The organism is Pseudomonas reinekei (assembly GCF_001945365.1).
Taxonomy (GTDB): Bacteria; Pseudomonadota; Gammaproteobacteria; order Pseudomonadales; family Pseudomonadaceae; genus Aquipseudomonas; species Aquipseudomonas reinekei.
This window is the reverse complement of record NZ_MSTQ01000003.1, coordinates 335,371-360,808: the sequence shown is the minus strand read 5'-3', so window position 1 is coordinate 360,808 and position 25,438 is coordinate 335,371. Positions and strand designations below refer to the sequence as shown.

The 25,438-nt window shown below is 61.3% G+C and carries 21 protein-coding genes; 13 read left to right on the top strand and 8 right to left on the bottom strand.

Annotated features, from left to right (window positions below; genetic code table 11):
• The first annotated feature begins 6 nt into the window (after positions 1 to 6).
• From murD to lpxC, 9 genes are all read left to right on the top strand, one after another.
• Positions 7 to 1,353 (top strand): UDP-N-acetylmuramoyl-L-alanine--D-glutamate ligase, encoded by a 1,347-nt coding sequence (murD, locus tag BVK86_RS06350; protein ID WP_075945618.1) that lies wholly within the window; start codon positions 7 to 9, stop codon positions 1,351 to 1,353.
• Positions 1,350 to 2,567 (top strand): putative lipid II flippase FtsW, encoded by a 1,218-nt coding sequence (gene ftsW, locus BVK86_RS06345; protein ID WP_075945617.1) that lies wholly within the window; start codon positions 1,350 to 1,352, stop codon positions 2,565 to 2,567. Before murD ends, ftsW begins: the two co-directional genes overlap by 4 nt.
• Entirely contained in the window at positions 2,557 to 3,627 is a 1,071-nt protein-coding gene (gene murG, locus BVK86_RS06340) for an undecaprenyldiphospho-muramoylpentapeptide beta-N-acetylglucosaminyltransferase (protein WP_075945616.1), read from the top strand. The genes ftsW and murG overlap by 11 nt, the downstream gene beginning before the upstream one ends.
• Positions 3,620 to 5,080 carry a UDP-N-acetylmuramate--L-alanine ligase gene (gene murC / locus BVK86_RS06335; protein WP_075945615.1) on the top strand — a complete coding sequence of 487 codons (1,461 nt, stop codon included), beginning with the start codon at positions 3,620 to 3,622 and terminating at the stop codon, positions 5,078 to 5,080. The genes murG and murC overlap by 8 nt, the downstream gene beginning before the upstream one ends.
• Positions 5,077 to 6,033, top strand: a complete 957-nt coding sequence (locus BVK86_RS06330) for a D-alanine--D-alanine ligase (protein WP_075945614.1) — start codon at positions 5,077 to 5,079, stop codon at positions 6,031 to 6,033. The genes murC and BVK86_RS06330 overlap by 4 nt, the downstream gene beginning before the upstream one ends.
• 4 nt (positions 6,034 to 6,037) lie before the next feature.
• Positions 6,038 to 6,904, top strand: a complete 867-nt coding sequence (locus tag BVK86_RS06325) for a cell division protein FtsQ/DivIB (RefSeq protein WP_075945613.1) — start codon at positions 6,038 to 6,040, stop codon at positions 6,902 to 6,904.
• A gap of 15 nt (positions 6,905 to 6,919) precedes the next feature.
• Positions 6,920 to 8,179 carry a cell division protein FtsA gene (gene ftsA / locus BVK86_RS06320; protein WP_056853192.1) on the top strand — a complete coding sequence of 420 codons (1,260 nt, stop codon included), beginning with the start codon at positions 6,920 to 6,922 and terminating at the stop codon, positions 8,177 to 8,179.
• Between the two features lie 72 nt (positions 8,180 to 8,251).
• On the top strand, positions 8,252 to 9,445 hold the full coding sequence (gene ftsZ, locus BVK86_RS06315; RefSeq protein WP_075945612.1) for a cell division protein FtsZ: 1,194 nt from the start codon (positions 8,252 to 8,254) through the stop codon (positions 9,443 to 9,445).
• Positions 9,446 to 9,557: 112 nt separating this feature from the next.
• Positions 9,558 to 10,469, top strand: a complete 912-nt coding sequence (gene lpxC / locus BVK86_RS06310; protein WP_075945611.1) for a UDP-3-O-acyl-N-acetylglucosamine deacetylase — start codon at positions 9,558 to 9,560, stop codon at positions 10,467 to 10,469.
• Positions 10,470 to 10,622: 153 nt separating this feature from the next.
• Here lpxC and BVK86_RS06305 read toward each other — a convergent pair whose 3' ends face one another.
• The 6 genes from BVK86_RS06305 to BVK86_RS06280 all read right to left on the bottom strand — a co-directional run bounded on the left by BVK86_RS06305 (position 10,623) and on the right by BVK86_RS06280 (position 18,934).
• On the bottom strand, positions 10,623 to 10,841 hold the full coding sequence (locus tag BVK86_RS06305) for a hypothetical protein (RefSeq protein WP_075945610.1): 219 nt from the start codon (positions 10,839 to 10,841) through the stop codon (positions 10,623 to 10,625).
• Between the two features lie 166 nt (positions 10,842 to 11,007).
• Complete coding sequence (locus tag BVK86_RS06300; protein ID WP_075945609.1) at positions 11,008 to 12,372, bottom strand: heavy metal sensor histidine kinase; 1,365 nt, start codon at positions 12,370 to 12,372, stop codon at positions 11,008 to 11,010.
• Complete coding sequence (locus BVK86_RS06295; protein ID WP_034149512.1) at positions 12,362 to 13,039, bottom strand: heavy metal response regulator transcription factor; 678 nt, start codon at positions 13,037 to 13,039, stop codon at positions 12,362 to 12,364. The genes BVK86_RS06300 and BVK86_RS06295 overlap by 11 nt, the downstream gene beginning before the upstream one ends.
• A 9-nt stretch (positions 13,040 to 13,048) precedes the next feature.
• Positions 13,049 to 16,162, bottom strand: a complete 3,114-nt coding sequence (locus BVK86_RS06290) for a multidrug efflux RND transporter permease subunit (RefSeq protein ID WP_075945608.1) — start codon at positions 16,160 to 16,162, stop codon at positions 13,049 to 13,051.
• The gene (locus BVK86_RS06285) at positions 16,159 to 17,319 is read right to left on the bottom strand and encodes an efflux RND transporter periplasmic adaptor subunit (protein ID WP_075945607.1); all 1,161 of its coding nucleotides are present in this window, start codon (positions 17,317 to 17,319) and stop codon (positions 16,159 to 16,161) included. The genes BVK86_RS06290 and BVK86_RS06285 overlap by 4 nt, the downstream gene beginning before the upstream one ends.
• A gap of 646 nt (positions 17,320 to 17,965) precedes the next feature.
• Positions 17,966 to 18,934 carry a LysR family transcriptional regulator gene (locus BVK86_RS06280; RefSeq protein ID WP_075945606.1) on the bottom strand — a complete coding sequence of 323 codons (969 nt, stop codon included), beginning with the start codon at positions 18,932 to 18,934 and terminating at the stop codon, positions 17,966 to 17,968.
• Between the two features lie 179 nt (positions 18,935 to 19,113).
• On the opposite strand from BVK86_RS06280, the gene BVK86_RS06275 reads away from it, so the two are divergent.
• From BVK86_RS06275 to BVK86_RS06260, 4 genes are all read left to right on the top strand, one after another.
• Positions 19,114 to 20,625, top strand: coding sequence for an efflux transporter outer membrane subunit (locus BVK86_RS06275; protein ID WP_075945605.1), 1,512 nt, complete (start codon positions 19,114 to 19,116; stop codon positions 20,623 to 20,625).
• A 133-nt stretch (positions 20,626 to 20,758) separates the two neighbouring features.
• On the top strand, positions 20,759 to 22,951 hold the full coding sequence (locus tag BVK86_RS06270) for an FUSC family protein (RefSeq protein WP_075945604.1): 2,193 nt from the start codon (positions 20,759 to 20,761) through the stop codon (positions 22,949 to 22,951).
• Positions 22,941 to 23,141 (top strand): DUF1656 domain-containing protein, encoded by a 201-nt coding sequence (locus tag BVK86_RS06265; protein ID WP_075945603.1) that lies wholly within the window; start codon positions 22,941 to 22,943, stop codon positions 23,139 to 23,141. The genes BVK86_RS06270 and BVK86_RS06265 overlap by 11 nt, the downstream gene beginning before the upstream one ends.
• 10 nt (positions 23,142 to 23,151) lie before the next feature.
• Positions 23,152 to 24,015 carry an efflux RND transporter periplasmic adaptor subunit gene (locus tag BVK86_RS06260; protein ID WP_075945602.1) on the top strand — a complete coding sequence of 288 codons (864 nt, stop codon included), beginning with the start codon at positions 23,152 to 23,154 and terminating at the stop codon, positions 24,013 to 24,015.
• Positions 24,016 to 24,080: 65 nt separating this feature from the next.
• On the opposite strand, the gene BVK86_RS06255 is transcribed toward BVK86_RS06260, so the two are convergent.
• Positions 24,081 to 24,479, bottom strand: coding sequence for a DUF4440 domain-containing protein (locus tag BVK86_RS06255; protein ID WP_075945601.1), 399 nt, complete (start codon positions 24,477 to 24,479; stop codon positions 24,081 to 24,083).
• Between the two features lie 116 nt (positions 24,480 to 24,595).
• Complete coding sequence (locus BVK86_RS06250) at positions 24,596 to 25,420, bottom strand: SDR family oxidoreductase (RefSeq protein ID WP_075945600.1); 825 nt, start codon at positions 25,418 to 25,420, stop codon at positions 24,596 to 24,598.
• Positions 25,421 to 25,438 lie beyond the last annotated feature (18 nt).

The window sequence follows — 25,438 nt, the reverse complement described above, 5'->3', positions numbered from 1 at the left end:
AAACGCGTGTCTCTGATCGCTTCTGACCACTTCCGCATCGTTGTCGGCCTCGGCAAGAGCGGCATGTCCCTGGTTCGCTTCCTGGCGAACCGGGGCGTGGCGTTTGCCGTGGCCGATACGCGGGAAAATCCACCGGAACTGGCCACGCTCAAGCGTGACTATCCGCACGTGGAAGTGCGTTGTGGCGAGCTGGACGTCGAATTCCTGTGCCGTGCCGACGAGCTCTACGTGAGCCCCGGCCTGGCCCTGGCGACCCCGGCCCTGCAGGCTGCCGCCGCCCGTGGCGTGAAATTGTCCGGCGACATCGAGCTGTTCGCGCGAAACGCGAAGGCGCCGATCGTGGCCATCAGCGGTTCCAACGCGAAAAGCACCGTGACCACCCTGGTCGGCGAGATGGCGGTTGCGGCCGGTAAACGTGTCGCCGTCGGTGGCAACCTTGGTACGCCGGCGCTGGACTTGCTCAGCGACGACATCGAGTTGTACGTGATGGAGCTGTCGAGTTTTCAACTGGAAACCACCGATCAGCTCAACGCCGAAGTGGCGACCGTGCTCAACATCAGTGAAGACCACATGGACCGTTACAGCGGTCTGCCGGCCTATCACCTGGCCAAGCACCGGATCTTCCGTGGCGCCAGGCAGTTCGTGGTCAACCGTCAGGATGCCCTGAGCCGTCCGCTGATGGGCGAGGGCCAGTCGTGCTGGACCTTCGGTTTGAGCAAGCCCGATTTCAAGGCGTTCGGTATTCGCGAAGAAGACGGTGAAAAGTACCTGGCCTTCGAATTCCAGAACCTGATGCCAGTGCGCGAGCTGAAAATTCGTGGCGCACACAACCAGTCCAACGCGTTGGCAGCCCTGGCCCTGGGCCATGCGGTCGGCCTGCCGTTCGATGCCATGCTCTCGGCCCTGCGGACCTTCGCTGGGCTTGAGCATCGTTGCCAGTGGGTGCGCGACCTGGATGGCGTGGGTTACTACAACGATTCCAAAGCCACCAACGTGGGCGCTGCATTGGCGGCCATTGAGGGACTGGGCGCGGACATCGACGGCAAGATCGTGCTGATCGCCGGTGGCGATGGCAAGGGTGCCGAGTTCAAGGACCTGCGCGATCCGGTGGCGGTCAACTGCCGCGCGGTGATCCTGATGGGCCGCGACTCCGACAAGATCGGCGAGGCCATCGGTGATGGCGTGCCGCTGATTCGTGCGAACTCCCTGGTCGAAGCCGTGGCGCAATGCCGTGCTGCGGCCCAACCGGGTGACGTGGTGCTGCTGTCGCCGGCTTGCGCCAGTTTCGACATGTTCAAGAACTACGAAGACCGTGGTCACCAGTTCGTCCAAGCCGTGGGGGATCTGGCATGAGTCTGCTCAACATCATCAAGCCGTATCCTTCGCCGCTGATCACCGGGCGTGGCATCGACCTCGACTTCCCGATGCTCGTCGGTTGCCTGGCGTTGCTCGGTCTCGGCCTGATCATGATCGCGTCGGCCTCCACCGAAGTGGCGGCGGTGCAATCGGGCAGTGCCCTGTATTACATGATTCGCCACCTTATCTATGTGGTGTTGGGCCTGGGCGCCTGCATCGTCACCATGATGATCCCGATCGCTACGTGGCAACGCCTGGGCTGGCTGATGCTGATCGGTGCGTTCGGCTTGCTGGTGATGGTGATCATCCCGGGCATCGGCCGCGAAGTGAACGGTTCGATGCGCTGGATCGGTTTCAGTTTCTTCAACGTCCAGCCGTCCGAGATCGCCAAGGTGTTCGTGGTGATCTACCTCGCCGGCTATCTGGTGCGTCGCCAGAAAGAAGTGCGTGAAAGCTGGATGGGTTTCTTCAAGCCGTTCATCGTGCTGCTGCCCATGGCGGGCCTTTTGCTGATGGAGCCGGACTTCGGTGCCACCGTCGTGATGATGGGGGCTGCGGCGGCGATGCTGTTCCTTGGCGGGGTGGGCCTGTTCCGTTTCTCCTTGATGGTGGTGCTGGCCGTCGGGGCCGTGGTGCTGTTGATTCAGATGCAGCCTTATCGAATGGCGCGTCTGACCAACTTTGCCGACCCATGGGCTGACCAGTTCGGTGCCGGTTATCAGCTGTCCCAGGCCCTGATCGCATTCGGCCGTGGCGAATGGCTGGGCGTTGGCCTGGGCAACAGCGTGCAGAAACAGTTCTACCTGCCGGAAGCCCACACCGACTTCGTGTTCTCGGTGCTCGCCGAAGAACTCGGTGCGGTCGGTTCCCTGTGCACCGTCGCGTTGTTCGTTTTCGTGTGTATTCGTGGCATGTACATCGGCTTGTGGGCCGAGAAGGCCAAGCAGTTCTTCGCCGCCTATGTTGCCTACGGGTTGTCATTCCTGTGGATTGGTCAGTTCCTGATCAACATCGGCGTAAACGTGGGCCTGCTGCCGACCAAGGGGCTGACCTTGCCGTTCCTCAGTTATGGAGGTAGCTCGCTGGTGATCTGCTGTGCCTGTCTCGGGTTGTTGCTGCGCATTGAGTGGGAGAGTCGAACCCACCTGGGCAGCGAAGAGATGGAGTTCCATGAGAGCGACTTCGCCGAGGAGCCGACCCATGGGCGCTAACGTATTGATCATGGCGGGCGGCACCGGGGGCCACGTGTTCCCGGCACTGGCTTGTGCCCGTGAATTCCAGGCCCGTGGCTACACCGTGCACTGGCTCGGTACGCCGCGCGGCATTGAGAACGATCTGGTCCCGGCGGCCGGCATTGAGTTACATCGGATCAACGCCAGCGGTCTGCGGGGCAAGGGCAAATTGTCGCTGCTCAAGGCGCCGTTCATGTTGCTCAAATCGGTCTGGCAGGCGCGGGCGATCATTCGTCGGCTGCGGCCAGTCTGTGTGGTCGGTTTTGGTGGTTATGTGACCGGTCCTGGTGGTGTCGCGGCCAAACTGGCCGGTGTGCCGGTGATCGTTCACGAACAGAACGCCGTCGCCGGCACCGCCAATCGGTTGCTGGTGCCGTTCGCCGCCCGAGTCTGTGAAGCGTTCCCCGACACCTTTACCCTGTCGAGCAGCCGTCGGACCACCGGTAATCCGGTGCGCACCGAGCTGTTCCTCGAAACATCGCGACCCGCCCTGGCTGGCCGCAAGGCGCGTTTGCTGATCCTCGGCGGAAGCCTTGGCGCAGAACCGTTGAACAAGTTGCTGCCTGAAGCCCTGTCACAAGTCGCCATCGACCTGCGCCCGGACGTGTTCCATCAGGCCGGCAAAAACCACGATGAAGTGACTGCAGAGCGCTATCGCGCGGCTGGTGTCGAGGCGCAAGTGCAGCCTTTCATCAAAGACATGGCCCAAGCCTATGGCTGGGCCGACCTGGTGGTATGTCGCGCAGGCGCGCTGACCATCAGTGAACTGGCTGCCGCCGGTCTGCCTTCGTTGCTGGTGCCTTTGCCCCATGCAATCGACGATCACCAGACCCGCAACGCCGATTATTTGGCCCGTGAAGGCGCTGCCTTCCTGATGCCACAAAGAACGACTGGTGCAGCGGATCTTGCCGCGCGCCTGACAGAGGTCCTGATGCAACCGCAACGACTCGAAGAAATGGCCCAAGCGGCCCGCCGTCTGGCCAAACCCGACGCTACCCGTAACGTGGTCGATACCTGTCTGGAGGTGGCCCATGGTTGAGAATCAGAAAGCCATGCCGCAACCGGAAATGCGCCGCATCCGCCGCATCCACTTCGTCGGTATCGGCGGCGTGGGCATGTGCGGGATCGCCGAAGTGTTGTTGAACCTGGGCTATGAAGTATCCGGTTCCGACCTGAAGGCTTCGCCGGTCACCGAGCGCCTGGAAACCTTCGGCGCACAGATTTTCATCGGCCACCGTGCCGAGAACGCTGCCGCCGCCGACGTGCTGGTGGTGTCGAGTGCCGTGAACACGTCAAACCCGGAAGTCGCGACCGCACTGGAACGCCGCATCCCGGTGGTTCCGCGTGCAGAAATGCTGGCTGAGCTGATGCGCTATCGCCACGGCATCGCCGTCGCCGGTACCCATGGCAAAACCACCACCACCAGCCTGATCGCTTCGGTGTTCGCCGCCGGTGGCCTGGATCCGACGTTCGTCATCGGTGGTCGTTTGAATGCCGCGGGCACCAATGCCCAACTCGGCACCAGCCGTTACCTGATCGCCGAAGCCGACGAAAGCGATGCCAGTTTCCTGCACCTGCAACCGCTGGTGGCCGTGGTCACCAACATCGACGCCGATCACATGGCGACCTACGACGGCGACTTCAACAAGCTGAAGAAAACCTTCGTCGAATTCCTCCACAACCTGCCGTTCTACGGTCTGGCCGTGGTGTGCCTGGACGATCCGGTGGTGCGGGAAATCCTGCCACAGGTGAAGCGTCCGGCCGTCACCTATGGTTTCGGCGACGACTGCGACGTGCGCGCCATCAATGTGCGTCAGCAAGGCATGCAGACCTTCTTCACCGTGCTGCGTCCGGATCGCGAGCCGCTGGATGTCTCGGTGAACATGCCGGGCAACCACAACGTATTGAACGCACTGGCAACCATCTGCATCGCCACCGACGAAGGCGTCAACGATGAAGCCATCGTCCAGGGCCTGTCCGGGTTCCAGGGTGTCGGCCGACGCTTCCAGGTCTACGGCGAACTGCCGGTGGACGACGGCAGCGTGATGCTGGTCGACGACTACGGGCATCACCCGACCGAAGTGGCAGCGGTGATCAAGGCTGTGCGCGGCGGCTGGCCGGAGCGCCGACTGGTGATGGTCTACCAGCCACACCGTTACAGCCGTACCCGCGACCTGTACGACGACTTCGTCAATGTATTGGCCGACGCCAACGTGCTGCTGCTGATGGAGGTCTATCCGGCTGGCGAGGAGCCGATCCCGGGTGCCGACAGCCGCAAGCTGTGCAACAGCATCCGTCAGCGCGGTCAGCTCGACCCGATCTACATCGAGCGCGGTGTCGACCTCGCGCCAGTGGTCAAGCCGCTGCTGCGTGCCGGCGACATTCTGCTGTGCCAGGGCGCCGGTGATATCGGTGGCCTCGCGCCAAAACTGTTGAATAGTCCGTTGTTCGCCGGTGCCGTTGCCGCACCGGTCGAGGGGAAGTTGAAATGACTGCTGCTTACGCCAACCTCGTCTCCACCCTCGCGCCGAAGGACTTCGGCCGCGTCGCCGTGTTGTTCGGCGGCAAGAGTGCCGAGCGCGAAGTGTCCCTGAAGTCGGGCAATGCCGTTCTCGACGCGCTGCAAAGCGCGGGCGTGGATGCGTTCGGACTCGACGTGGGCGATGACCTGTTGCAGCGTCTGCAGAGTGAAAAAATCGACCGCGCCTTCATCATCCTCCACGGTCGCGGCGGTGAAGACGGCAGCATGCAGGGCCTGCTCGAATGCCTGGGCATTCCGTATACCGGCAGTGGCATCCTCGCCTCGGCACTGGCCATGGACAAGCTGCGTACCAAGCAGGTCTGGCACAGCCTCGGGATTCCGACGCCGCGTCACGCAGTGTTGCGCAGCGAGGCCGATTGTATTTCGGCAGCGACGGAACTGGGCTTCCCTTTGATCGTCAAACCGGCCCATGAAGGTTCAAGTATCGGTATGGCCAAAGTGACTTCCGCGTCCGAATTGATCGACGCCTGGAAAGCGGCCAGTACCTACGATTCGCAAGTGTTGGTCGAGCAATGGATTCAAGGTCCTGAGTTCACCATCGCCACTTTGCGTGACCAGGTGTTGCCTCCTATCGCCCTGGGCACGACGCACAGTTTCTACGACTACGACGCCAAGTACATCGCCAACGATACCCAGTACCGCATTCCATGCGGGCTGGACAGCACCAAGGAAAAGGAACTCATGGACCTCACGGCGAAAGCCTGTGAAGCGCTGGGTATCGCCGGTTGGGGCAGGGCAGACGTAATGCAGGACGCCGATGGGCAGTTCTGGTTTCTGGAAGTGAATACCGCACCGGGGATGACCGATCACAGTCTGGTTCCGATGGCGGCCCGTGCGGCCGGTCTGGATTTCCAGCAACTGGTTCTGGCGATCCTGGCCGCAAGTATCGAGGCAAGAGGTTAAGACCATGCAAGGCGCTCAGCTTCGTCATCAGCCACCCGCTCCCGGCCGCAAGCCGGTGCCGCGGGGTGCCAGCCGAATGGTTGCCAAAGAGCCGATGTCTGCGCGCCTGCCGAAAGCCAATTTTGGCTTTCTGAAAAGCCTGTTCTGGCCGGTGCTGCTGGTGGCATTGGGGTTCGGTACCTACGAAGGCGCGCAGCGGTTGCTGCCGTACGCCGACCGGCCGATCACCAAGGTCAATGTGCAGGGCGACTTGAGTTACATCAGCCAGCAAGCGGTACAGCAGCGAATCGCCCCCTATGTGGCGTCGAGTTTCTTCACCATCGACCTGGCGAGCATGCGCACCGAGCTGGAACAGATGCCATGGATTGCCCACGCCGAAGTGCGCAGGGTGTGGCCGGATCAGGTGGTGATCCGCCTGGAGGAGCAACTGCCGGTAGCCCGTTGGGGTGATGAATCGCTGTTGAACAACCAGGGCCAGGCCTTCACCCCGCGTGAGTTGGCGAACTACGAACACTTGCCTCAGCTGTTTGGCCCACAACGGGCTCAACAGCAGGTGATGCAGCAATACCAGGTTCTGAGCCAGATGCTCAGACCGCTGGGCTTCTCGATTGCGCGCCTGGAGTTGCGTGAGCGAGGCAGCTGGTTCCTGACCACCGGCCCAGGCAGTGCGGGCCCCGGGATCGAACTGCTGCTGGGGCGCGGCAACCAGGTGGAAAAGATGCGCCGTTTCATTGCCATCTATGACAAGACGCTCAAAGAACAGATTACGAACATTGCGCGCATCGATCTGCGCTACGCCAACGGCCTCGCTGTTGGCTGGCGGGAACCAGTAGCGCCGACGGCAGCCCAACCCGCTGTCGCGAAGAATTAAGAAGAGGCAGGACCCATGGCAAACGTGCAAAGCGGCAAAATGATCGTCGGTCTCGATATCGGCACCTCCAAGGTGGTGGCGCTGGTGGGCGAGGTTTCGGACGACGGCACGCTGGAAATCGTCGGGATCGGTACGCACCCGTCCCGTGGCCTGAAAAAAGGCGTGGTGGTGAACATCGAGTCCACCGTGCAATCGATCCAGCGCGCGATTGAAGAAGCGCAGCTGATGGCGGGTTGCCGCATTCACTCGGCATTTGTCGGCGTGGCCGGCAATCACATCCGCAGCCTGAACTCCCACGGCATCGTGGCGATTCGTGATCGCGAAGTCAGCTCCGCCGACCTTGAGCGCGTACTCGACGCCGCCCAGGCCGTGGCGATCCCGGCCGACCAGCGTGTGCTGCACACCCTGCCGCAGGATTACGTGATCGATAACCAGGAAGGCGTCCGTGAGCCACTGGGCATGTCCGGCGTTCGTCTGGAGGCCAAGGTTCACGTGGTCACCTGCGCCGTCAACGCCGCACAGAACATTGAAAAATGCGTGCGCCGCTGTGGCCTGGAAATCGACGACATCATTCTCGAGCAACTGGCTTCGGCCTATTCGGTCCTGACCGACGACGAGAAAGAGCTGGGCGTGTGCCTGGTGGATATCGGCGGCGGCACCACCGACATCGCGATCTTCACCGAAGGCGCGATCCGCCACACTGCAGTGATCCCGATTGCAGGCGATCAGGTGACCAACGACATCGCCATGGCGTTGCGCACCCCGACCCAGTACGCCGAAGAAATCAAGATTCGCTACGCCTGCGCCCTGGCCAAACTGGCGGGTGCCGGTGAAACCATCAAGGTGCCGAGTGTTGGCGACCGTCCACCGCGCGAACTGTCCCGTCAGGCCCTGGCCGAGGTGGTCGAGCCGCGTTACGACGAGCTGTTCACGCTGATCCAGGCCGAACTGCGTCGCAGCGGCTACGAAGACCTGATCCCGGCCGGCATCGTGCTGACCGGCGGTACGTCGAAGATGGAAGGCGCCACCGAACTGGCCGAAGAAATCTTCCACATGCCGGTACGCCTGGGCGTTCCTCATGGCGTGAGGGGCCTGGATGACGTGGTCCGCAACCCGATTTATTCCACTGGCGTTGGCCTGTTGATGTACGGCCTGCAGAAGCAATCCGACGGCATTTCGTTCTCGGGCATCGGCAGTCGCGACAGCTACAGCAACGAAGAGCCCAAAGGCGCCTTGCTCGATCGCATCAAGAGCTGGGTACAGGGCAACTTCTAACGATTTACCGCAGCACCGTTGTAGAGACACGCAGTAGGCGAAAAAAACTAGAGAACGTAAAGGAGAGGGAAAATGTTCGAACTCGTAGACAACATCCCCGCAAGCCCGGTCATTAAAGTTATCGGTGTTGGCGGTGGCGGCGGCAACGCCGTGAATCATATGGTCAAGAGCAACATTGAAGGCGTTGAGTTCATCTGCGCCAACACTGATGCCCAGGCGCTGAAAAGCATCAGCGCGCGGACCATCCTGCAACTGGGTACCGGCGTGACCAAAGGTCTGGGTGCCGGTGCCAACCCTGAAGTAGGTCGTCAGGCCGCTCTCGAAGACCGTGAGCGCATTGCCGAAGTCCTGCAGGGTACCAACATGGTGTTCATCACCACTGGCATGGGCGGTGGTACCGGTACCGGTGCTGCGCCGATCATTGCCGAAGTGGCCAAGGAAATGGGAATCCTCACCGTTGCGGTGGTGACCCGTCCATTCCCGTTCGAAGGTCGCAAGCGCATGCAGCTGGCCGACGAAGGTATTCGCCTGCTGTCTGAAAGCGTCGACTCGTTGATCACCATCCCCAACGAGAAGCTGCTGACCATCCTCGGTAAAGACGCCAGCCTGCTGTCGGCTTTCGCCAAGGCCGACGATGTACTGGCTGGTGCCGTTCGCGGTATCTCCGACATCATCAAGCGTCCGGGCATGATCAACGTCGACTTCGCCGACGTGCGTACCGTGATGAGCGAAATGGGCATGGCAATGATGGGCACTGGCTGCGCCAGCGGTCCGAACCGTGCACGTGAAGCCACTGAAGCGGCCATTCGCAACCCGTTGCTCGAAGACGTGAACCTGCAAGGTGCACGCGGCATCCTGGTGAACATCACCGCCGGTCCTGACCTGTCCCTGGGTGAGTACTCCGACGTGGGTAGCATCATCGAAGCCTTCGCTTCGGAGCACGCGATGGTCAAGGTCGGTACCGTTATCGATCCGGACATGCGCGACGAGCTGCACGTGACTGTCGTTGCAACCGGTCTGGGCGCTAAAATCGAGAAGCCTGTGAAGGTCATCGACAATACTGTTCACACTTCGATGCCTTCGCAGCCACAACAACAAGCCCCTGTTCGTCAGGAAGCTCCAGCGGTTAACTACCGTGACCTGGACCGTCCGACCGTCATGCGCAACCAGGCTCAGGCCGGTGCTGCGGCTGCCGCGAAGATGAATCCGCAAGATGATCTGGACTACCTGGACATCCCGGCATTCCTGCGTCGTCAGGCCGATTGATGAAATGTATCAGGGCTATGAAGGTGATTGGTGTTCAGCAAAGGCGTGGTCTGCTATCATCGCCAGCCTTTGTTGATACCAGTTCGCAATTTGCGCTGAAGCGGCCCAAGCCATGATTAAACAACGCACACTGAAAAATATTATCCGTGCCACAGGTGTAGGTCTGCACTCCGGGGAGAAGGTCTACCTGACCCTCAAGCCTGCGCCTGTCGACACCGGCATCGTGTTTGTTCGTGCCGACCTGGACCCTGTGGTGCAGATCCCGGCTCGCGCGGAAAACGTTGGTGAAACCACGATGTCGACCACGTTGGTCAATGGTGACACCAAAGTGGATACGGTGGAGCACTTGCTCTCGGCCATGGCTGGCCTGGGCATCGATAACGCCTACGTCGAGCTCTCCGCGTCCGAAGTCCCGATCATGGATGGTAGCGCTGGACCCTTCGTATTTCTGATTCAGTCGGCTGGCCTGGAAGAACAGGACGCCGCCAAGAAGTTCATCCGGATCCTGCGTGAAGTGACAGTGGAAGACGGCGACAAGCGCGCCACTTTCGTCCCTTTCGAAGGTTTCAAGGTGAGCTTCGAGATCGATTTCGATCACCCGGTTTTCCGTGACCGCACACAAAGTGCAAGCGTGGATTTTTCCAGCACTTCGTTCGTAAAAGAAGTCAGCCGCGCCCGTACCTTTGGTTTCATGAGTGACATCGAGTACCTGCGCAAGCACAACCTCGCACTCGGCGGCAGCGTTGAAAACGCTATTGTGGTCGACGCGGATGGTGTACTGAACGAAGACGGCCTTCGCTATGAAGACGAATTCGTGAAGCACAAGATCCTCGATGCAATTGGTGACCTCTACCTGCTGGGCAATAGCCTGATTGGTGAGTTCAAGGGCTTCAAGTCCGGACATGCATTGAACAACCAGCTGCTGCGCAAGTTGATTGAGCAGACAGATGCTTGGGAAGTCGTGACTTTCGAAGACGCCAGCACTGCACCGATCTCTTACATGCGTCCTGTTGCGGCCGTGTAAGTAAAAAACCTCTCTAGTTTTTTAAAGGCCACCTTCGGGTGGCCTTTTTTTATGCAAAAAAAAAGCCGCTGATGGTAGCGGCTTTTGAAGACAACTTTTCAAAGGGAAGAGCCGATGAAAAGTGTCGAGGGAAACTGGAGCGATGCGCCTGGGTCAGCTGTCTTTCTCAATTCGACCTTGAGTGTTCGCCGCTTGCGGAGCTTGGGTGGCTTCCTGGGCTTTGGCCGTCATCTCACTCTGATGCGCTTGATACGCAGCCGCGCGTGCACTGTTTTGTGCAACAAAGGCCTGCGACTCTTCAGCCATGGCGAATGGCGACAGGAACAAAGAGGACAAAACGAAAGCGCTGGCAATACCCATACTGTTGGACATCTTTAAAACCTTCTTGCTTGGCAAGTGCTGTTTGGTGCGGGCAAAGATAAGGATGTCGGGCGTTGGGAAAAAGCGCGGATTCATGAAAGGACTGTTGCGGTTACGGCAATAGTGGTGATGCCATCCCAGCGCGGGCTAGCTCGCTCGCCACGGTATTTTGTGTGTCTCAGACAGGAAGGTGAATGCCGAACGTGTTCATCCCGTGGTCACTGCGTACAAACACATCCCCCCCATGCATCAACGCAATCGCCTTGACGATCGCCAGCCCCAGACCATGGTTGTTGCCGCGGTTGCTGCGCGAGGCGTCAACGCGGTAGAAGCGCTCGAACAGCCGCGGCAGATGTTCGCTGGCAATCGGTGAACCGGGGTTGGCCACAGCGATGCTGACCTGATGCTCCCCGGCGTCGATCCGTACTTCAATCACCTGCCCGGGCTCGGTGTGCTGCACCGCGTTGCTCAACAGGTTGATCAACGCCCGGCGCAAATGCGCGATCTCGATGCGCACCCGGGCATCCCCGCTGACCTGCACTTCGACCCGGGCGTCCTCAAGGATGAAATCCAGGTACTCCAGGGTGGTCGCCACTTCATCGGCCAGCGAAGTCGAGGTCAGTTTGGTCGCCTTGCTGCCCTGATCCGCACTGGCGAGAAACAGCATGTCATTGATGATCGAGCGCAGCCGCTCAAGCTCTTCGAGGTTCGATTGCAGCACTTCGAAATAATGCTCCGCCGAGCGACCACGGGTCAGTGCCACCTGGGTCTGGCCGATCAGATTGGTCAGCGGTGAGCGCAACTCATGGGCGACATCGGCGTTGAACGACTCCAGGCGCGAGTAAGCCTGTTCGACCCGCTCCAGGGTGGAGTTGAAGGCGTTGACGAACTGATCCAGCTCCGGCGGTAACGGCGACAGGCGCAAGCGCCCGGAACGCAGGGGCGGGGCCAGCCGCTGGGCTTCGTGGGACAGTTTTATCAATGGTTTGAGGCCTATGCGCGCCACCCAATACCCCAGTGCCGAGGCCATCAGCACGCCAATGATCGCCAGAGCGATCAAGGCAATCAGCAGTTGATGCTGGGTCTGGTGAAAGGTCTCGGTGTCGATGGCAATCATGAAGCGCAGTGGCGGGCGCTGATCCTTGGCCGGGAATTCGCTGACCAGCACTTTCAGCGGGTAGGGCTGACCTGGCAGGAGCATGTCGCGCATGCCCAGCGAGCCTTCGGCGAAGGCGCGGATCTGCGGCGTCGGGTTGCCGTATTCGTAGCGCGGATCGCCGCTGACGATCCAGAAACGGATGCGCTTGTCTTCTTCGCCCAGCAGCTTGAGCTTGTTGTTGATCTTCACCCAATGCTCGGGCGTGCCGTAGCGGCCGACGGTGGACTCGAGCACGCTGTAGCGCGCATCCAGTTCGGCTTCGGGCAACAATCCCAGGCCTTTGTCGACCTGCTGGTAAAGCGCCCAACCGATCAACAAAAACACCAGCAGCGCCACCAGCGTGAACATCCCGCTCAGGCGCAGCGCAATGGAATTACTGGACACCACGGCTCTCCAGCACATAACCCATGCCACGAATCGTGTGCAGCAGTTTCTCGTCGAAAGGCCCGTCGAGCTTGGCCCGCAGGCGTTTGATCGCGACTTCGACAACGTTGGCGTCGCTGTCGAAATTGATGTCCCAGACCATTTCGGCGATGGCGGTTTTCGAGAGGATTTCACCCTGGCGCCGGGCCAGGACGCTGAGCAGCGAGAACTCCTTGGCGGTCAGGTCCAGTCGCGTGCCGGCCCGGGTGGCCTTGCGGCTGATCAAATCTATCCACAGGTCGGCGATGCTCACTTGCACCGGTTCGTGACCGCCACTGCGGCGGGTCAGCGCTTGCAGGCGCGCCACCAGTTCAAGGAAGGAAAACGGTTTGCCGAGGTAATCGTCGGCCCCGTCGCGCAGGCCCCTGATACGATCTTCCACCCGCTCGCGGGCAGTGAGCATGATCACCGGGGTTTGCTTGCGCGCACGCAAGGCGCGCAGGACGCCGAAACCGTCGAGGCCCGGCAGCATCACATCGAGGACAATCACCGCGTAGTCGCTTTCCAGCGCCATGTGCAGACCTTCCACGCCATCGCGAGCCAGGTCCACGGTGTAACCCTGTTCCGTCAGGCCGCGGTGCAGATAGTCCGCGGTTTTTTCTTCGTCTTCGATAATCAGAACGCGCATGACCCCGCCTCAGTCTGTGGTCGCCAGCGCCGGTGTGGGCGCAGGTGCTGGTGGGAGAGTGTGCCTATGAAGTAAACGCTCCAGCCATAAGTATATGACCGGCGTGGTGAACAGCGTCAGCGCCTGGCTCACCAGCAAACCGCCGACTACGGCGATCCCCAGCGGTTGGCGCAGTTCGGCACCGGTGCCATAGCCGAGCATCAGCGGCAGGGCGCCGAGCAGCGCGGCCAGGGTGGTCATGATGATCGGCCGGAAACGGGTGATACAGGCCTTGAAGATCGCCTCTTCCGGCGACAGGCCATCGTTGCGCTGCGCTTCGAGTGCGAAGTCGATCATCAGGATGCCGTTCTTCTTCACGATACCGATCAACAGCACCAGCCCGATCAGCGCCATGATCGAAAAGTCCTGGCCGCAGATCCACAACATGATCACCGCGCCGAGGCCGGCCGAAGGCAATGTCGAGATGATCGTCAGCGGATGCACGAAGCTCTCGTAGAGCACGCCGAGAATGATGTACACCGCCAGCAGTGCCGCGAGAATCAGCCATGGCTGGCTGGCCAGCGAACTCTGGAACGCCTGCGCCGCCCCCTGGAAATTACCGCTGATGGCCGCCGGCATGCCGATGTCGAGCTTGGCTTGATCGAGCATGATCACCGCATCACCCAACGCCACGCCGGGGGCCAGGTTGAACGACAGGTTGGCGGCCGGGAACATGCCGTCGTGGGCGATGGACAGCGGGCCGATGGTCGGTGCATCGAATCTGGCCAGGGCCGACAGCGGCACCATCTCCCCGCTCAATGGCGAGCGCAGGTAGAAATAGTTGAGGCTTTCGGCTTTGCCGCGTTGCCGGGTATCGAGTTCCAGGATCACGTTGTACTGATTGATCTGGGTCTGGAATTCGTTGATCTGCCGCTGGCCAAACGCATCGTACAGCGCTTCGTCGACATCGCTGGCGGTCAGGCCAAAACGGGCCGCGGCGCTGCGGTCGATGCTGATGTGGGTGATGCTGCCGCCCAGTTGCAGGTCGTTGGAAATATCGCGGAAGGCCGGGTTGGCGCGCAGTTTTTCCGTGAGGCGCTGGGTCCAGGTGCTCAGGGTCGGGCCATCGTTGCTCTTGAGCACATATTGGTATTGGGCGCGGCTCGGACCGGAACTGAGGTTGATGTCTTGCCCGGCACGCAGGTACAGGACGATGCCCGGCACTTTCATCAATTGCGGGCGAATCCGGTCAATGAACTCGCTGGCCGAGACGTCGCGGTCTCCGCGTTTTTTCAGGGTGATCCAGAACCGTCCGTTGGCGATGGTCTGGTTGCTGCCCGACACCCCGACCGAATGCGAGAAGGTTTCGACCGCTGGATCGGCGGCGACGATTTCGGCCATCGCCAGGTGTTTTTTCACCATGTCGCCGTAGGAAATATCGGCAGCGGCTTCAGTGGTTCCCAGGACAAAACCAGTGTCCTGAATCGGAAAGAAGCCCTTGGGAATGAAGATGTACCCGGCAACGGCCAGACCCAGCGACAGCGCGAACACGCCAATCATGGTTTTCTGATGGGCGAGGGCGCGGCGAAGGCCTTTTTCGTACCACGCCAACAAGCGCTCGCCAAAGCCCGGTTTGTCGTGGGCATGATGCACCGGCGCGCGCATGAACAGCGCGGCCAGGGTGGGTGCCAATGTCAGGGACACCACCACTGAAATCATGATGGTCGAGGTGGCGGTCAAGGCAAACTCCTTGAACAGCCGCCCGACCACACCACCCATGAACAGCAGCGGAATGAACGCTGCCACCAGCGAGAAACTGATCGAGACCACGGTGAAGCCGATTTCCCCGGCACCCTTGATCGCCGCCTCGCGCATGCCGTCGCCGGCCTCCAGATGACGGTGGATGTTTTCCACCACCACAATCGCATCGTCGACCACAAACCCCACGGCCACCACGATCGCCACCAGCGTCAGGTTATTCAGGCTGAAGCCCATGACGTACATCAGGGCAAAACTGGCGATCAGCGAAACGCCGAGCACCGCCGACACAATCAGCGTGGCTGACAACTGACGCAGGAACAGCGCCATCACGGCCACCACCAGCAGCACGGCGATCAGCAGGGTGATTTCCACTTCATGCAGCGACGCGCGGATGGTCTGGGTGCGGTCGATCAGCACCTTGACCTGCACCGAGGCCGGCAACATCGCTTGCAGCGCCGGCAGTGCCGCCTGAATGCGATCCACGGTCTCGACGATGTTGGCGCCTGGCTGGCGGAAGATCACCAGGTTTACGCCCGGCTGCGATCCGGCCCAGGCCTGAACGTAATCATTTTCCGAACCGTTGACGACTTTGGCGACATCTTTGAGATGAACCGGTGCGCCATCCTTGTAGGAAACGATCAGCTGGCTGTATTCGTCGGGATGGAACAGTTGATCATTGGTCGACAGCGTTGAGATGCTCGACTCGCCGTAGAGCGCACCTTTGGCCAGGTTGAGGCTGGTTTGCTGGATGGCCAGACGGATGTCGGCCAGGGTCAAGCCGATGGCCGCCAGTTTATCGGCGGACACCTGGACACGAATCGCCGGACGTTGCTGACCGGTAATGGAGACCTGTCCTACACCGTCGATCTGACTGAGCTGACGGGACAACAGGGTTTCCGTCAGGTCGCTGAGTTCCGGGCCGGGCATCAACGACGAATTGACGCTGAGGATCAACACCGGGCTGTCGGCCGGGTTGACCTTGCGCCAGGTCGGCAGGTTGGGCATGTCCTTGGGCAGCTTGCCGGCGGCGGTGTTGATCGCGGCCTGCACTTCCTGGGCGGCGGTGTCGATGCTCTTGTCGAGGGTGAATTGCAGGGTCAGGTTAGTCGAGCCGAGGGCGCTGCTCGAGGTCATCTGGGTCACGCCCGGAATGGCGCTGAATTGCACCTCCAGAGGGGTGGCCACCGACGAGGCCATGGTTTCCGGGCTGGCGCCGGGCAGTTGCGCGGCCACCTGGATGGTCGGGAATTCCGCTTCCGGCAGCGGCGCGATGGGCAGGCGCGGGAAGGCAATCGCGCCCAGCAGCACCAGGGCAAAGGTCAACAGAATGGTCGCCACCGGGTGGTCGATGCACCAGGCGGAGATCGAGCCTTGGCCTTTCATGGTGTTGGCTCCGATTGCACCACCTGCGGCGGTTCGGTCAGCACCTGCACCGTCGAGCCGGGCTTGAGGCGGGATTGACCGTCGCTGACCAGTTTATCCCCAGGCTGTACGCCTTTGATGATGTTCTGGCCGCTGTCCTGATAGACCATTTGTACCGGGACGGTTTCGACCTTGTCGCCCTTGAGGCGATAGACGAAATGTTGATCGAGGCCCCTTTGTACGACGTTGGGCGGCACGACCAGCGCATCTTTATCCAGTGCGGTCTGAATTTTCACCGTCACCAGCAGGCCCGGCCAGAGTTTCTGTCCCGGGTTGTTGAATTCGGCTTTGGCGCGGATGGTGCCGGTGTTGGCGTTGATCTGGTTGTCGATCAGGGTCAAATGGCCTTCGCCCAACAGGTTGCCGGTTTCGCCGTCGGTGTCGGCACCGATGTAGGCCTTAACCTGGGCGTGCTGCGGGTCGTTGATCAGGCCCTGCAAGGTTGGCAGCATTTGTTGCGGCAGAGAGAACTCCACGGCGATCGGGTCGATCTGGGTCACGGTGAACAGGCCCTGAGCATCGGTCATGCGCAGGAAGTTGCCCTCATCCACTGTACGAATGCCGACGCGACCGGTGACTGGAGAGCGAATCTGTGTGTAGGACAGTTGTACCTGCGCGGCATCGATTGAAGCCTGATTGCCTTGGGCGGTGGCCTTGAGCTGGTTGACCAGCGCCTGTTGCTGGTCGTAGGTCTGCTTGGAGACGCCGTCGTCGACGCTCAGCAGTTTGTAGCGTTTGAGGTTGACCAGCGCCACTTGCAGTTGCGCCTGGCTTTCACCCAGTTGCGCCCTGGCCTGGTCGAGGCTGGCGCGGATCGAGCGATCGTCGATGGTGGCCAGCAGGTCGCCTTTTTTCACCCGTTGGCCTTCCTTGACCACGATTTGGGTGAGGATGCCGTCGATTTGCGGGCGGACCACGACGCTGTGCAGTGAGAGCACCGAGCCGATGCCGCTGACGAAGCGCGGGACATCTTTTTCGGTGACGTTGACCACGCGCACCGGGATGGCCGTGGGGGTGGCCGGTTTTGCTTTGGCGGGTTTGGTGGCGTACCACACGCCCAGCGCTGCCAGGATGATCAGGAGGGCGACGAGCAGGGCGGGTTTTTGCTGGATTCGCATGCGAGTGGGGCGCCGGGGCTGGGTTACAGTTGGGTATGTTCCTTTATAAACCTGTTTGATGGTCGGGAAGGTGACTGCTAACTGACGGCGCTGTCAGTTTGGCTCGCCTTGGCGGCCTCTGGGCCGACCAGGCTGTAGGGGGATCGAGGACATATCCGTTGCTGCGGTAACGGCTGCTTAGGGTTCCGCTCTTACAGCGGGTCACTTTGGAAAAGCCCCAAAGTAACCAAAGGGCTCTTGCCCCTTTCGTTCGGTGCCTCGCCTGGGCTCGGCATGCCCTCGCTCCGGTCCTGCTCCGTGGGCCCGCCGCCATCGGCCATCCATGGCCGGGGGCGGCTAACCCGGCATCCATGCCGGGTTGCCCACTGCGCAGAACCTCCACTCAGCCTGCCGAGGGGGCGGGTGGATCAAGATCAAGAGCGGCAGGCGAGCTAACGCTCGGCCTGTGGAGTGGTGAAGAGCCTGAGCGCACCTCAACCCCCTGTGGGAGCTGGCTTGCCAGCGATGGCGGCCTTTCAGCTGACCCGTTTCCTGGCAGATGCCCCCAATCGCTGCGGGCGAGCTTGCTCGCGAAAGCTGTCTGTCTGTTGTCGGGATATTGAATGTGAAAATGCATCGCGAGCAGGCTCGTTCCTAGAGGAGAGCGTCAATTTGCCACCCGAACCCCACCCAGACTCCCGCTCAATTCATACGCCGCCAACTCCGCCTGATGCGCCGCCAACAACTCCGGCAGCGACCCGCGCAAATACTCCACCCAGGTCTTGATCTTCGCATCGAGATATTGCCGCGACGGGTAGATGGCGTACAGGTTCAGTTCCTGGGACCGGTAGGTGGGCATCACACGCACCAGCGTGCCGTCGCGCAAGCCGTCGATGGCGGCGTACAGCGGCAAAACGCCAACGCCCATGCCGCTGGTGATCGCGGTTTTCATGGCGTCGGCGGAGTTCACCAGGAACGGTGAGCTGTTGATGGTGACCATCTCCTGGCCATCCGGGCCGTCGAAGGCCCATTTCTCCAGGGGAATGACCGGGCTCACCAGGCGCAGGCAGGCGTGGTTGAGCAGGTCGCTGGGTTTCTGGGCGCAGCCGTTGGCTTTGACGTAGGCCGGCGAGGCGCAAACGATGCTGTAGGTGATGCCCAGGCGCTGGGACACGAAACCTGAGTCCGGCAGTTCGCTGGCGAGCACGATGGAGACGTCGTAGCCCTCGTCGAGCAGGTCCGGCACGCGGTTGGCCATGGTCAGGTCGAAGGTCACGTCCGGGTGGGTCTTGCGATAGCGGGCGATGGCGTCGATCACGAAGTGCTGGCCGATGCCGGTCATCGTGTGGACTTTCAACTGCCCGGCCGGGCGAGCGTGGGCGTCGCTGGCTTCGGCTTCCGCTTCTTCGACGTAGGCCAGGATCTGCTCGCAACGCAGCAAATAGCGCTTGCCGGCTTCGGTCAGGGCGATGCGTCGGGTTGTTCGGTTGAGCAGACGGGTTTGCAGGTGGGCTTCCAGGTTGGAGACCGCGCGCGAGACGTTGGCCGTGGTGGTGTCCAGTTGTACCGCCGCGGCGGTGAAGCTGCCGGCCTCGGCCACGTAACTGAAGGCGCGCATGTTTTGCAATGTGTCCATGGGGTGCTCTCGGGTTCGATGGCAAATTGTGACACGAAGTTTCAGGGTCTGAGACCCCGACCAAGGGATTATCTCGTTAACGGTAACAAAGATTCACAGGAATCCCAGCTTATCGCCTTTCCGGTGGCCCCATAGAATTGCGCATCCCGCAAAACTTCCCACCTCAGGAAATCGCAGCAGTGCCGCGTCGCATCAGCAGAGCGCTTTCGCCGCTCAGTGTTTTGGCTTTAACCCTGGCAATCAGCGGCTGCATCGGAACCGGAGGTATTGCCCCGCAGGGCAAGGCGCTGGAGGCCAATTCACTGGTCACCGACGAAGCTATCCACAGCGCCGCACAGGATGCGCATTGGCCCACCGCACAATGGTGGCAGGCTTATGGCGATCCGCAACTGAACCGCTGGATCGACCTCGCCGTGCAAGGCAGCCCGACCCTGGCCATGGCCGCGGCGCGGGTGCGTCAGGCCAAATCGATGGCCGGCGTCGTCGAAGCCGCCGAGTCGCTGCAGATCAACGGCGAGTCGAGCCTCAAGCGCCACAACTGGCCTACCGATCCGTTCTACGGCCCCGGCGATCTGGCCAACAGCACCACCTGGGACAACAACGCGGCGCTGGGCTTCAGTTATGCCCTCGACCTCTGGGATCGGGAAAGCAACGCCACCGAACGTGCAGTAGACATGGCCCACATGACGGTCGCCGAAGCGCGCCAGGCCCAGCTCGAATTGCAGAACAACATTGTGCGCGTCTACATCGAGCTGTCGTTGCACTACGCGAATCGGGACATCGTCGAAGCGACCTTGAAGCAGCAACAGCAAATTCTCGAGCTGGCGCAGAAACGTTTGAGCGGCGGCATCGGCACCCATTTCGAAGTCAGCCAGGCCGAAACCCCATTGCCGGAAACCCACCGGCAGATCGATGCGCTGGACGAAGAGATTGCCCTGAGTCGCAATCAACTGGCGGCGCTCGCCGGCAAAGGTCCGGGCGAGGGCACGTCGTTGCAGCGACCCACACTGTCATTGGGCGCGGCCCTGAAGCTGCCCTCGGCGTTGCCGGCGCAGTTGCTCGGTCAACGTCCGGATGTGGTCGCCAGTCGCTGGCAGGTAGCCGCGCAGGCGCGGGGCATCGATGTCGCTCACGCCGGTTTTTATCCCAATGTCGATCTGGTCGGCAGCCTCGGTTACATGGCCACCGGCGGTGGGGCTTTGGAGTTTTTGACCGGCAAGAAACTCAACTACAACGTCGGCCCGGCGATTTCCTTGCCGATCTTCGATGGCGGGCGTTTGCGCGCGCAGCTGGGTGAAGCTTCGGCGGGGTATGACATTGCGGTGGCGCACTACAACCAGACCCTGATCAATGCGCTGAAAAACATCTCTGATCAGTTGATCCGTCGCGAGTCGATGGACAAGCAGCAGGCTTTCGCCGCCGAGTCGGTCGCCACCGCGCAGAAGACCTACGACATCGCGATGATCGCTTATCAACGCGGGCTCACCGATTACCTCAACGTGCTCAATGCCCAGACCTTGTTGTTCAAACAACAGCGAGTGCAACAGCAGGTGCAGGCCGCGCGACTGAGTGCCCATGCCGAGCTGGTGACGGCGTTGGGCGGTGGGCTTGGGGCGGGTAGCGATGTGCCGAAAGACAGCCAGACCACCGCGCCTGATACCCCGGCCCTGCTTAAAAATTTCTCGAATTGAACACTCAACCTGTGGGAGCGAGCCTGCTCGCGAAAGCGCTGTGTCAGGCGACATCAACATTGACTGACAGCCCCTCTTCGCGAGCAGGCTCGCTTCCACAGGTTCCCCGCCCGATTGAATTGAGCAGGATTAAATGACTCCCTTGCCCGCACCTTTGCGTTGGCTGTATTCCCTGGAATGGCGTCGGGGTTTCTTTGATTGGGCACACAGCGATGGCGTGACCTGGGTCTACATCTTCAAGGTGCTGATCGCGGCGTTCCTCACGCTGTGGCTGGCCATGCGCCTGGAGTTGCCACAACCGCGCACGGCGATGATCACCGTGTTCATCGTCATGCAGCCGCAAAGCGGCCAGGTGTTCGCCAAGAGTTTTTATCGTTTTCTCGGCACGCTGGCCGGGTCGGCGGTGATGGTGGCGCTGATTGCCTTGTTTGCGCAGAACACCGAACTGTTTCTCGGCTCGCTGGCGATCTGGGTCGGCATCTGCACCGCCGGTGCGGCACGCTGCCGCAACTTTCGCGCCTATGGTTTTGTGCTGGCCGGGTACACCGCGGCGATGGTCGGACTGCCTGCATTGGCGCACCCGGAGGGGGCGTTCATGGCGGCGGTCTGGCGAGTGCTGGAAATTTCCCTGGGGATTCTCTGCTCAACCCTGATCAGTGCGGCGATCCTGCCGCAAACCACCAGCGCCGCCATGCGCAACGCCTTGTATCAGCGTTTCGGCGTATTCGCCCTGTTCGTTACCGATGGCTTGCGCGGCCGCAGTCAACGCGAGGCGTTCGAGGCTGGCAACGTGCGTTTCATCGCCGAGGCTGTCGGCCTGGAAGGACTGCGCAGCGTCACCGTGTTCGAAGACCCGCACATGCGTCGGCGCAACGGCCGACTCAGCCGCCTGAACAGTGAATTCATGGGTATTACCACGCGTTTCAATGCCCTGCACCAATTGCTCGAGCGCCTGCGCAGCCACGATACGGATCACGCCGTGGTGGCCATCAAACCAGGTTTGCAAGACCTTGCCGAATTACTCGACGGCTTCAGTGGACGTGCGCTGACCAGCGCCGACGCGGCACGCCTGGTCACGGCGCTGAACGCTTACAAGGCCGGATTGCCGGCGCGGGTGCGCAGCCTGCGGGCGACTTTTCAGGAGCGCGAACCGAGCGACGACGAACTGCTGGACTTCCATACCGCATACGAACTGCTCTATCGCTTCGTCGATGACTTGCACAGTTATGCACAGACCCACGCGTCCCTGGCCGATCACAGTCATGAACGGGAGCGCTGGGACGAGCCGTTCACGCCGCAGACCAACTGGCTGGTGTCGGCGGCATCGGGGATTCGCGCTGCGTTTATCCTGGTGGTGTTAGGCAGTTATTGGGTGGCCACGGCGTGGCCGAGCGGGGCGACCATGACCTTGATCGCCGCTGCCACCGTGGGTTTGTCCGCCGCCACGCCGAACCCCAAGCGCATGGCGTTCCAGATGGCCTGCGGCACACTGTTGGGGGCCCTGATCGGTTTCGTCGAAATGTTTTTCATCTTCCCGAGGATCGATGGTTTTCCACTGCTGTGCGTGATGCTCGCACCGGTCATCGTGCTCGGTTCGTTCCTGGCATCGCGCCCGCAATATGCCGGGGTCGGTCTGGGCTTGCTGATTTTTTTCAGCACCGGCTCGGTGCCGGACAACCTCACTGTCTACAACCCCTACACCTTCATCAACGACTACATCGCCATGGTACTCGGCATGCTGGTGTGTGCAGCGGCGGGGGCGATCATTCTGCCGCCCAACAGTCGCTGGCTGTGGCGCCGGCTGGAGCAGGATCTGCGTGGCCAGGTGGTGTACGCCATCAGCGGCAAACTCAAAGGGCTGGCCTCGAGTTTCGAAAGCCGCACCCGCGACCTCGTGCACCAGGCCTACGGCTTCGCGGCGGGGCAGCCGCAGGTGCAGCGCAGTCTGCTGCGCTGGATGTTCGTGGTGCTGGAAGTCGGTCACGCGATCATCGAGTTGCGCAAGGAACAGGCGATCCTGCCGGTGCATCCGGCATACGCCGATTCCCAGCCGTGGCGGCAGGCGATCCGCGTGATGGGGCGCGCGCTGGTGCGGCTGTTCCTGCAACCGAACGCGAGCAACCTCGAGCGCGCACTGATCGCCGTCGACCACGCGATCAGCCGTGTGCAGTCCACCGACGAACCCTTTGCCCCGCATTTCGACACCTCGGCGTTGCGCCGGGTGAAGAGCTACCTGCATTTCATCCGCACGTCGCTGCTCGACCCGCAATCGCCCCTCGCTGCCCACTCGATTGCCAAGCCTGAAGGACTTGAACATGCCTCGTGAAATCGCCTTCCACGGCGTGTACATGCCGACCATGACCCTGATGTTTTTGATTGCAGCGGTGGTGGCCTGGGCGCTGGACCGCTTCCTCTCCGGGTTCGACCTGTACCGCTTCTTCTGGCATCCGGCGTTGCTGCGCCTGAGTTTGTTTACCTGTCTGTTCGGCGCCCTGGCGCTGACTGTCTACCTCTGAGATTGCCCTGATGAAAAAGCTGTTCAGCCTGCTCGCGACCTTGTTGGTGCTGGCCCTTGCGATATGGATCGGCCGGACCCTGTGGGTGCATTACATGGAAACCCCATGGACCCGCGACGGTCGGGTGCGCGCCGACATCATCAACGTCGCCGCCGACGTCACCGGCGAAGTGGTGAACGTGCCGGTGCGCGACAATCAGTTGGTGAAAAAGGGCGACCTGTTGATGCAAATCGACCCGGAACACTATCGGCTGGCGGTCAAACAGGCGCAATCGCTGGTGGCGTCCCGCAAAGCCACTTGGGAGATGCGCAAGGTCAACGCCCATCGTCGCGCCGACATGGACAACCTGGTGATCTCCCGTGAGAACCGCGACGACGCCAGCAATCTCGCCGACTCCGCCCTGGCCGATTACCAGCATGCGCAAGCGCAACTGGAGGCCGCCGAACTCAACCTCAAACGCACCGAGGTCCGGGCAGCGGTGGACGGTTACGTGACCAACCTCAATGTGCATCGTGGCGACTACGCACGCATCGGCGAAGCGAAGATGGCCGTGGTCGACATGAATTCGTTCTGGGTCTACGGCTTCTTCGAAGAAACCAAACTGCCCCACGTGCGTGTGGGTGATAAGGCCGACATGCAATTGATGAGCGGCGAAGTGCTCAAGGGCCATGTGGAAAGCATTTCACGGGGCATCTACGACCGCGATAACCCGCAAAGCCGAGAACTGATCGCCGACGTGAACCCGACCTTCAACTGGGTGCGTCTGGCGCAGCGGGTGCCGGTGCGGATTCACATCGATGAAGTGCCGGAGGGGGTACTGTTGGCGGCGGGGATTACATGTACGGTGGTGGTGAGTCCTGCGGCAGGCGAATAACGCCGAGACAGGAACGATCTTGTGGCGAGGGCGCTTGCTCCCTCACCACAAAAAAAGCGATTGCGTCAGCCTTGGCAAAACGTCTCTTGCAAATGCCGCCACAGCACCTTGCCATCCGCCTGTTTTTCGAACACCACGGTCGAGCGGCGATCGGAGTGCAGGCCGGTGGCATCGGTTTGCTGCTCGCGATAACTGACGGTTGCCCCGCCTTCGTGCAAGGCAATGCCTTGCAGCTCGCTGAGTTCGATGCGGAAGCCGAGCTTCTTGCCGCCCGCGAGCATGAACAACTCGTTCAAGGCTGCAAAATCCAGCACCCGGCCCAATGGCGAGACCATGGAAAACTGCGGCGAGAATCGCGTCAGCAGTTGCTCGAGTTCGGCGGCGTCGCGCGCTTCGGCCAGCCATTGTTCGATGGCGACGTGGGCCTGGATCACTTCGTCGAAGTATTCGGTGTAGTCGGTCACGTTGGTTCCTGAATTCTGTGGTGATTGTTCTGGCGTCATCGCGAGCAGGCTCGCTCCCACAGGGGAAAGCATTCCAATGTGGGAGCGAGCCTGCTCGCGATGGTGTCGACTCGGTCTCAGAGTTGCCCACGCAACCCGAACCGCTTCATCAGCCCTGATTCAAGCAAGCCCTTGGGCAATAGCCCCGCCAGCAACGGCAACGCCCGGCTGCCATTGCCCAGGCGAATCAGGCGCGGTGGCTTGCTCTGCTGCGCAGCCTTGAGCAAGCCGGCGGCAAACTCGCTGGCCGGGGTCGGGTTGTCCTGAGAGGCTTTGGCCCTGGCGCGAATGCCTTCGCGCAGCGGGAACCACGGCGATTGTTCGCTGATCAGTTGCTCGGCTTCGTGGCCGGCATTCTTGGCGAAACTGGAGGCGATGGCCCCCGGCTGGACTTCCATCACCCGCACACAGAACGGCGCCAGTTCCATGCGCAGGGCATCGCTCAAGGCATGCACGGCGGCCTTGGACGCGCAGTAGGCACCGGCGAACGGCGTGACCAAAACGCCGGACACACTGCCGATGTTCACCACCAGCCCTTTGGTCCGGCGTAGCACGGGAAACATTGCGCGCGTGACACCAACGATGGCGAACACGTTGGTTTCGAACTGGCGCTGCATGGCCGGTACGCCGCCATCGAGCAGAGGGCCCATGGCACCGTAACCCGCGTTGTTGATCAGCACGTCGAGGCCGCCATGTTGCTGGTTGATGCGCTCGCTCAACTGCTCAAGCGCCTGGCCATCGTTGACGTCCAGTTGCACGGCGGTGAAACCGGCGGCGGTCAGGGTTGCCACGTCTTCGGGCTTGCGGGCGCTGGCCCAGACTGTGTAGCCGGCGGCTTTGAATACATCAGCCAGGGCGCGGCCGATGCCGCTTGAACATCCGGTAATCAACGCAACGGGCATGGCGCGGTCCTTGTGCAA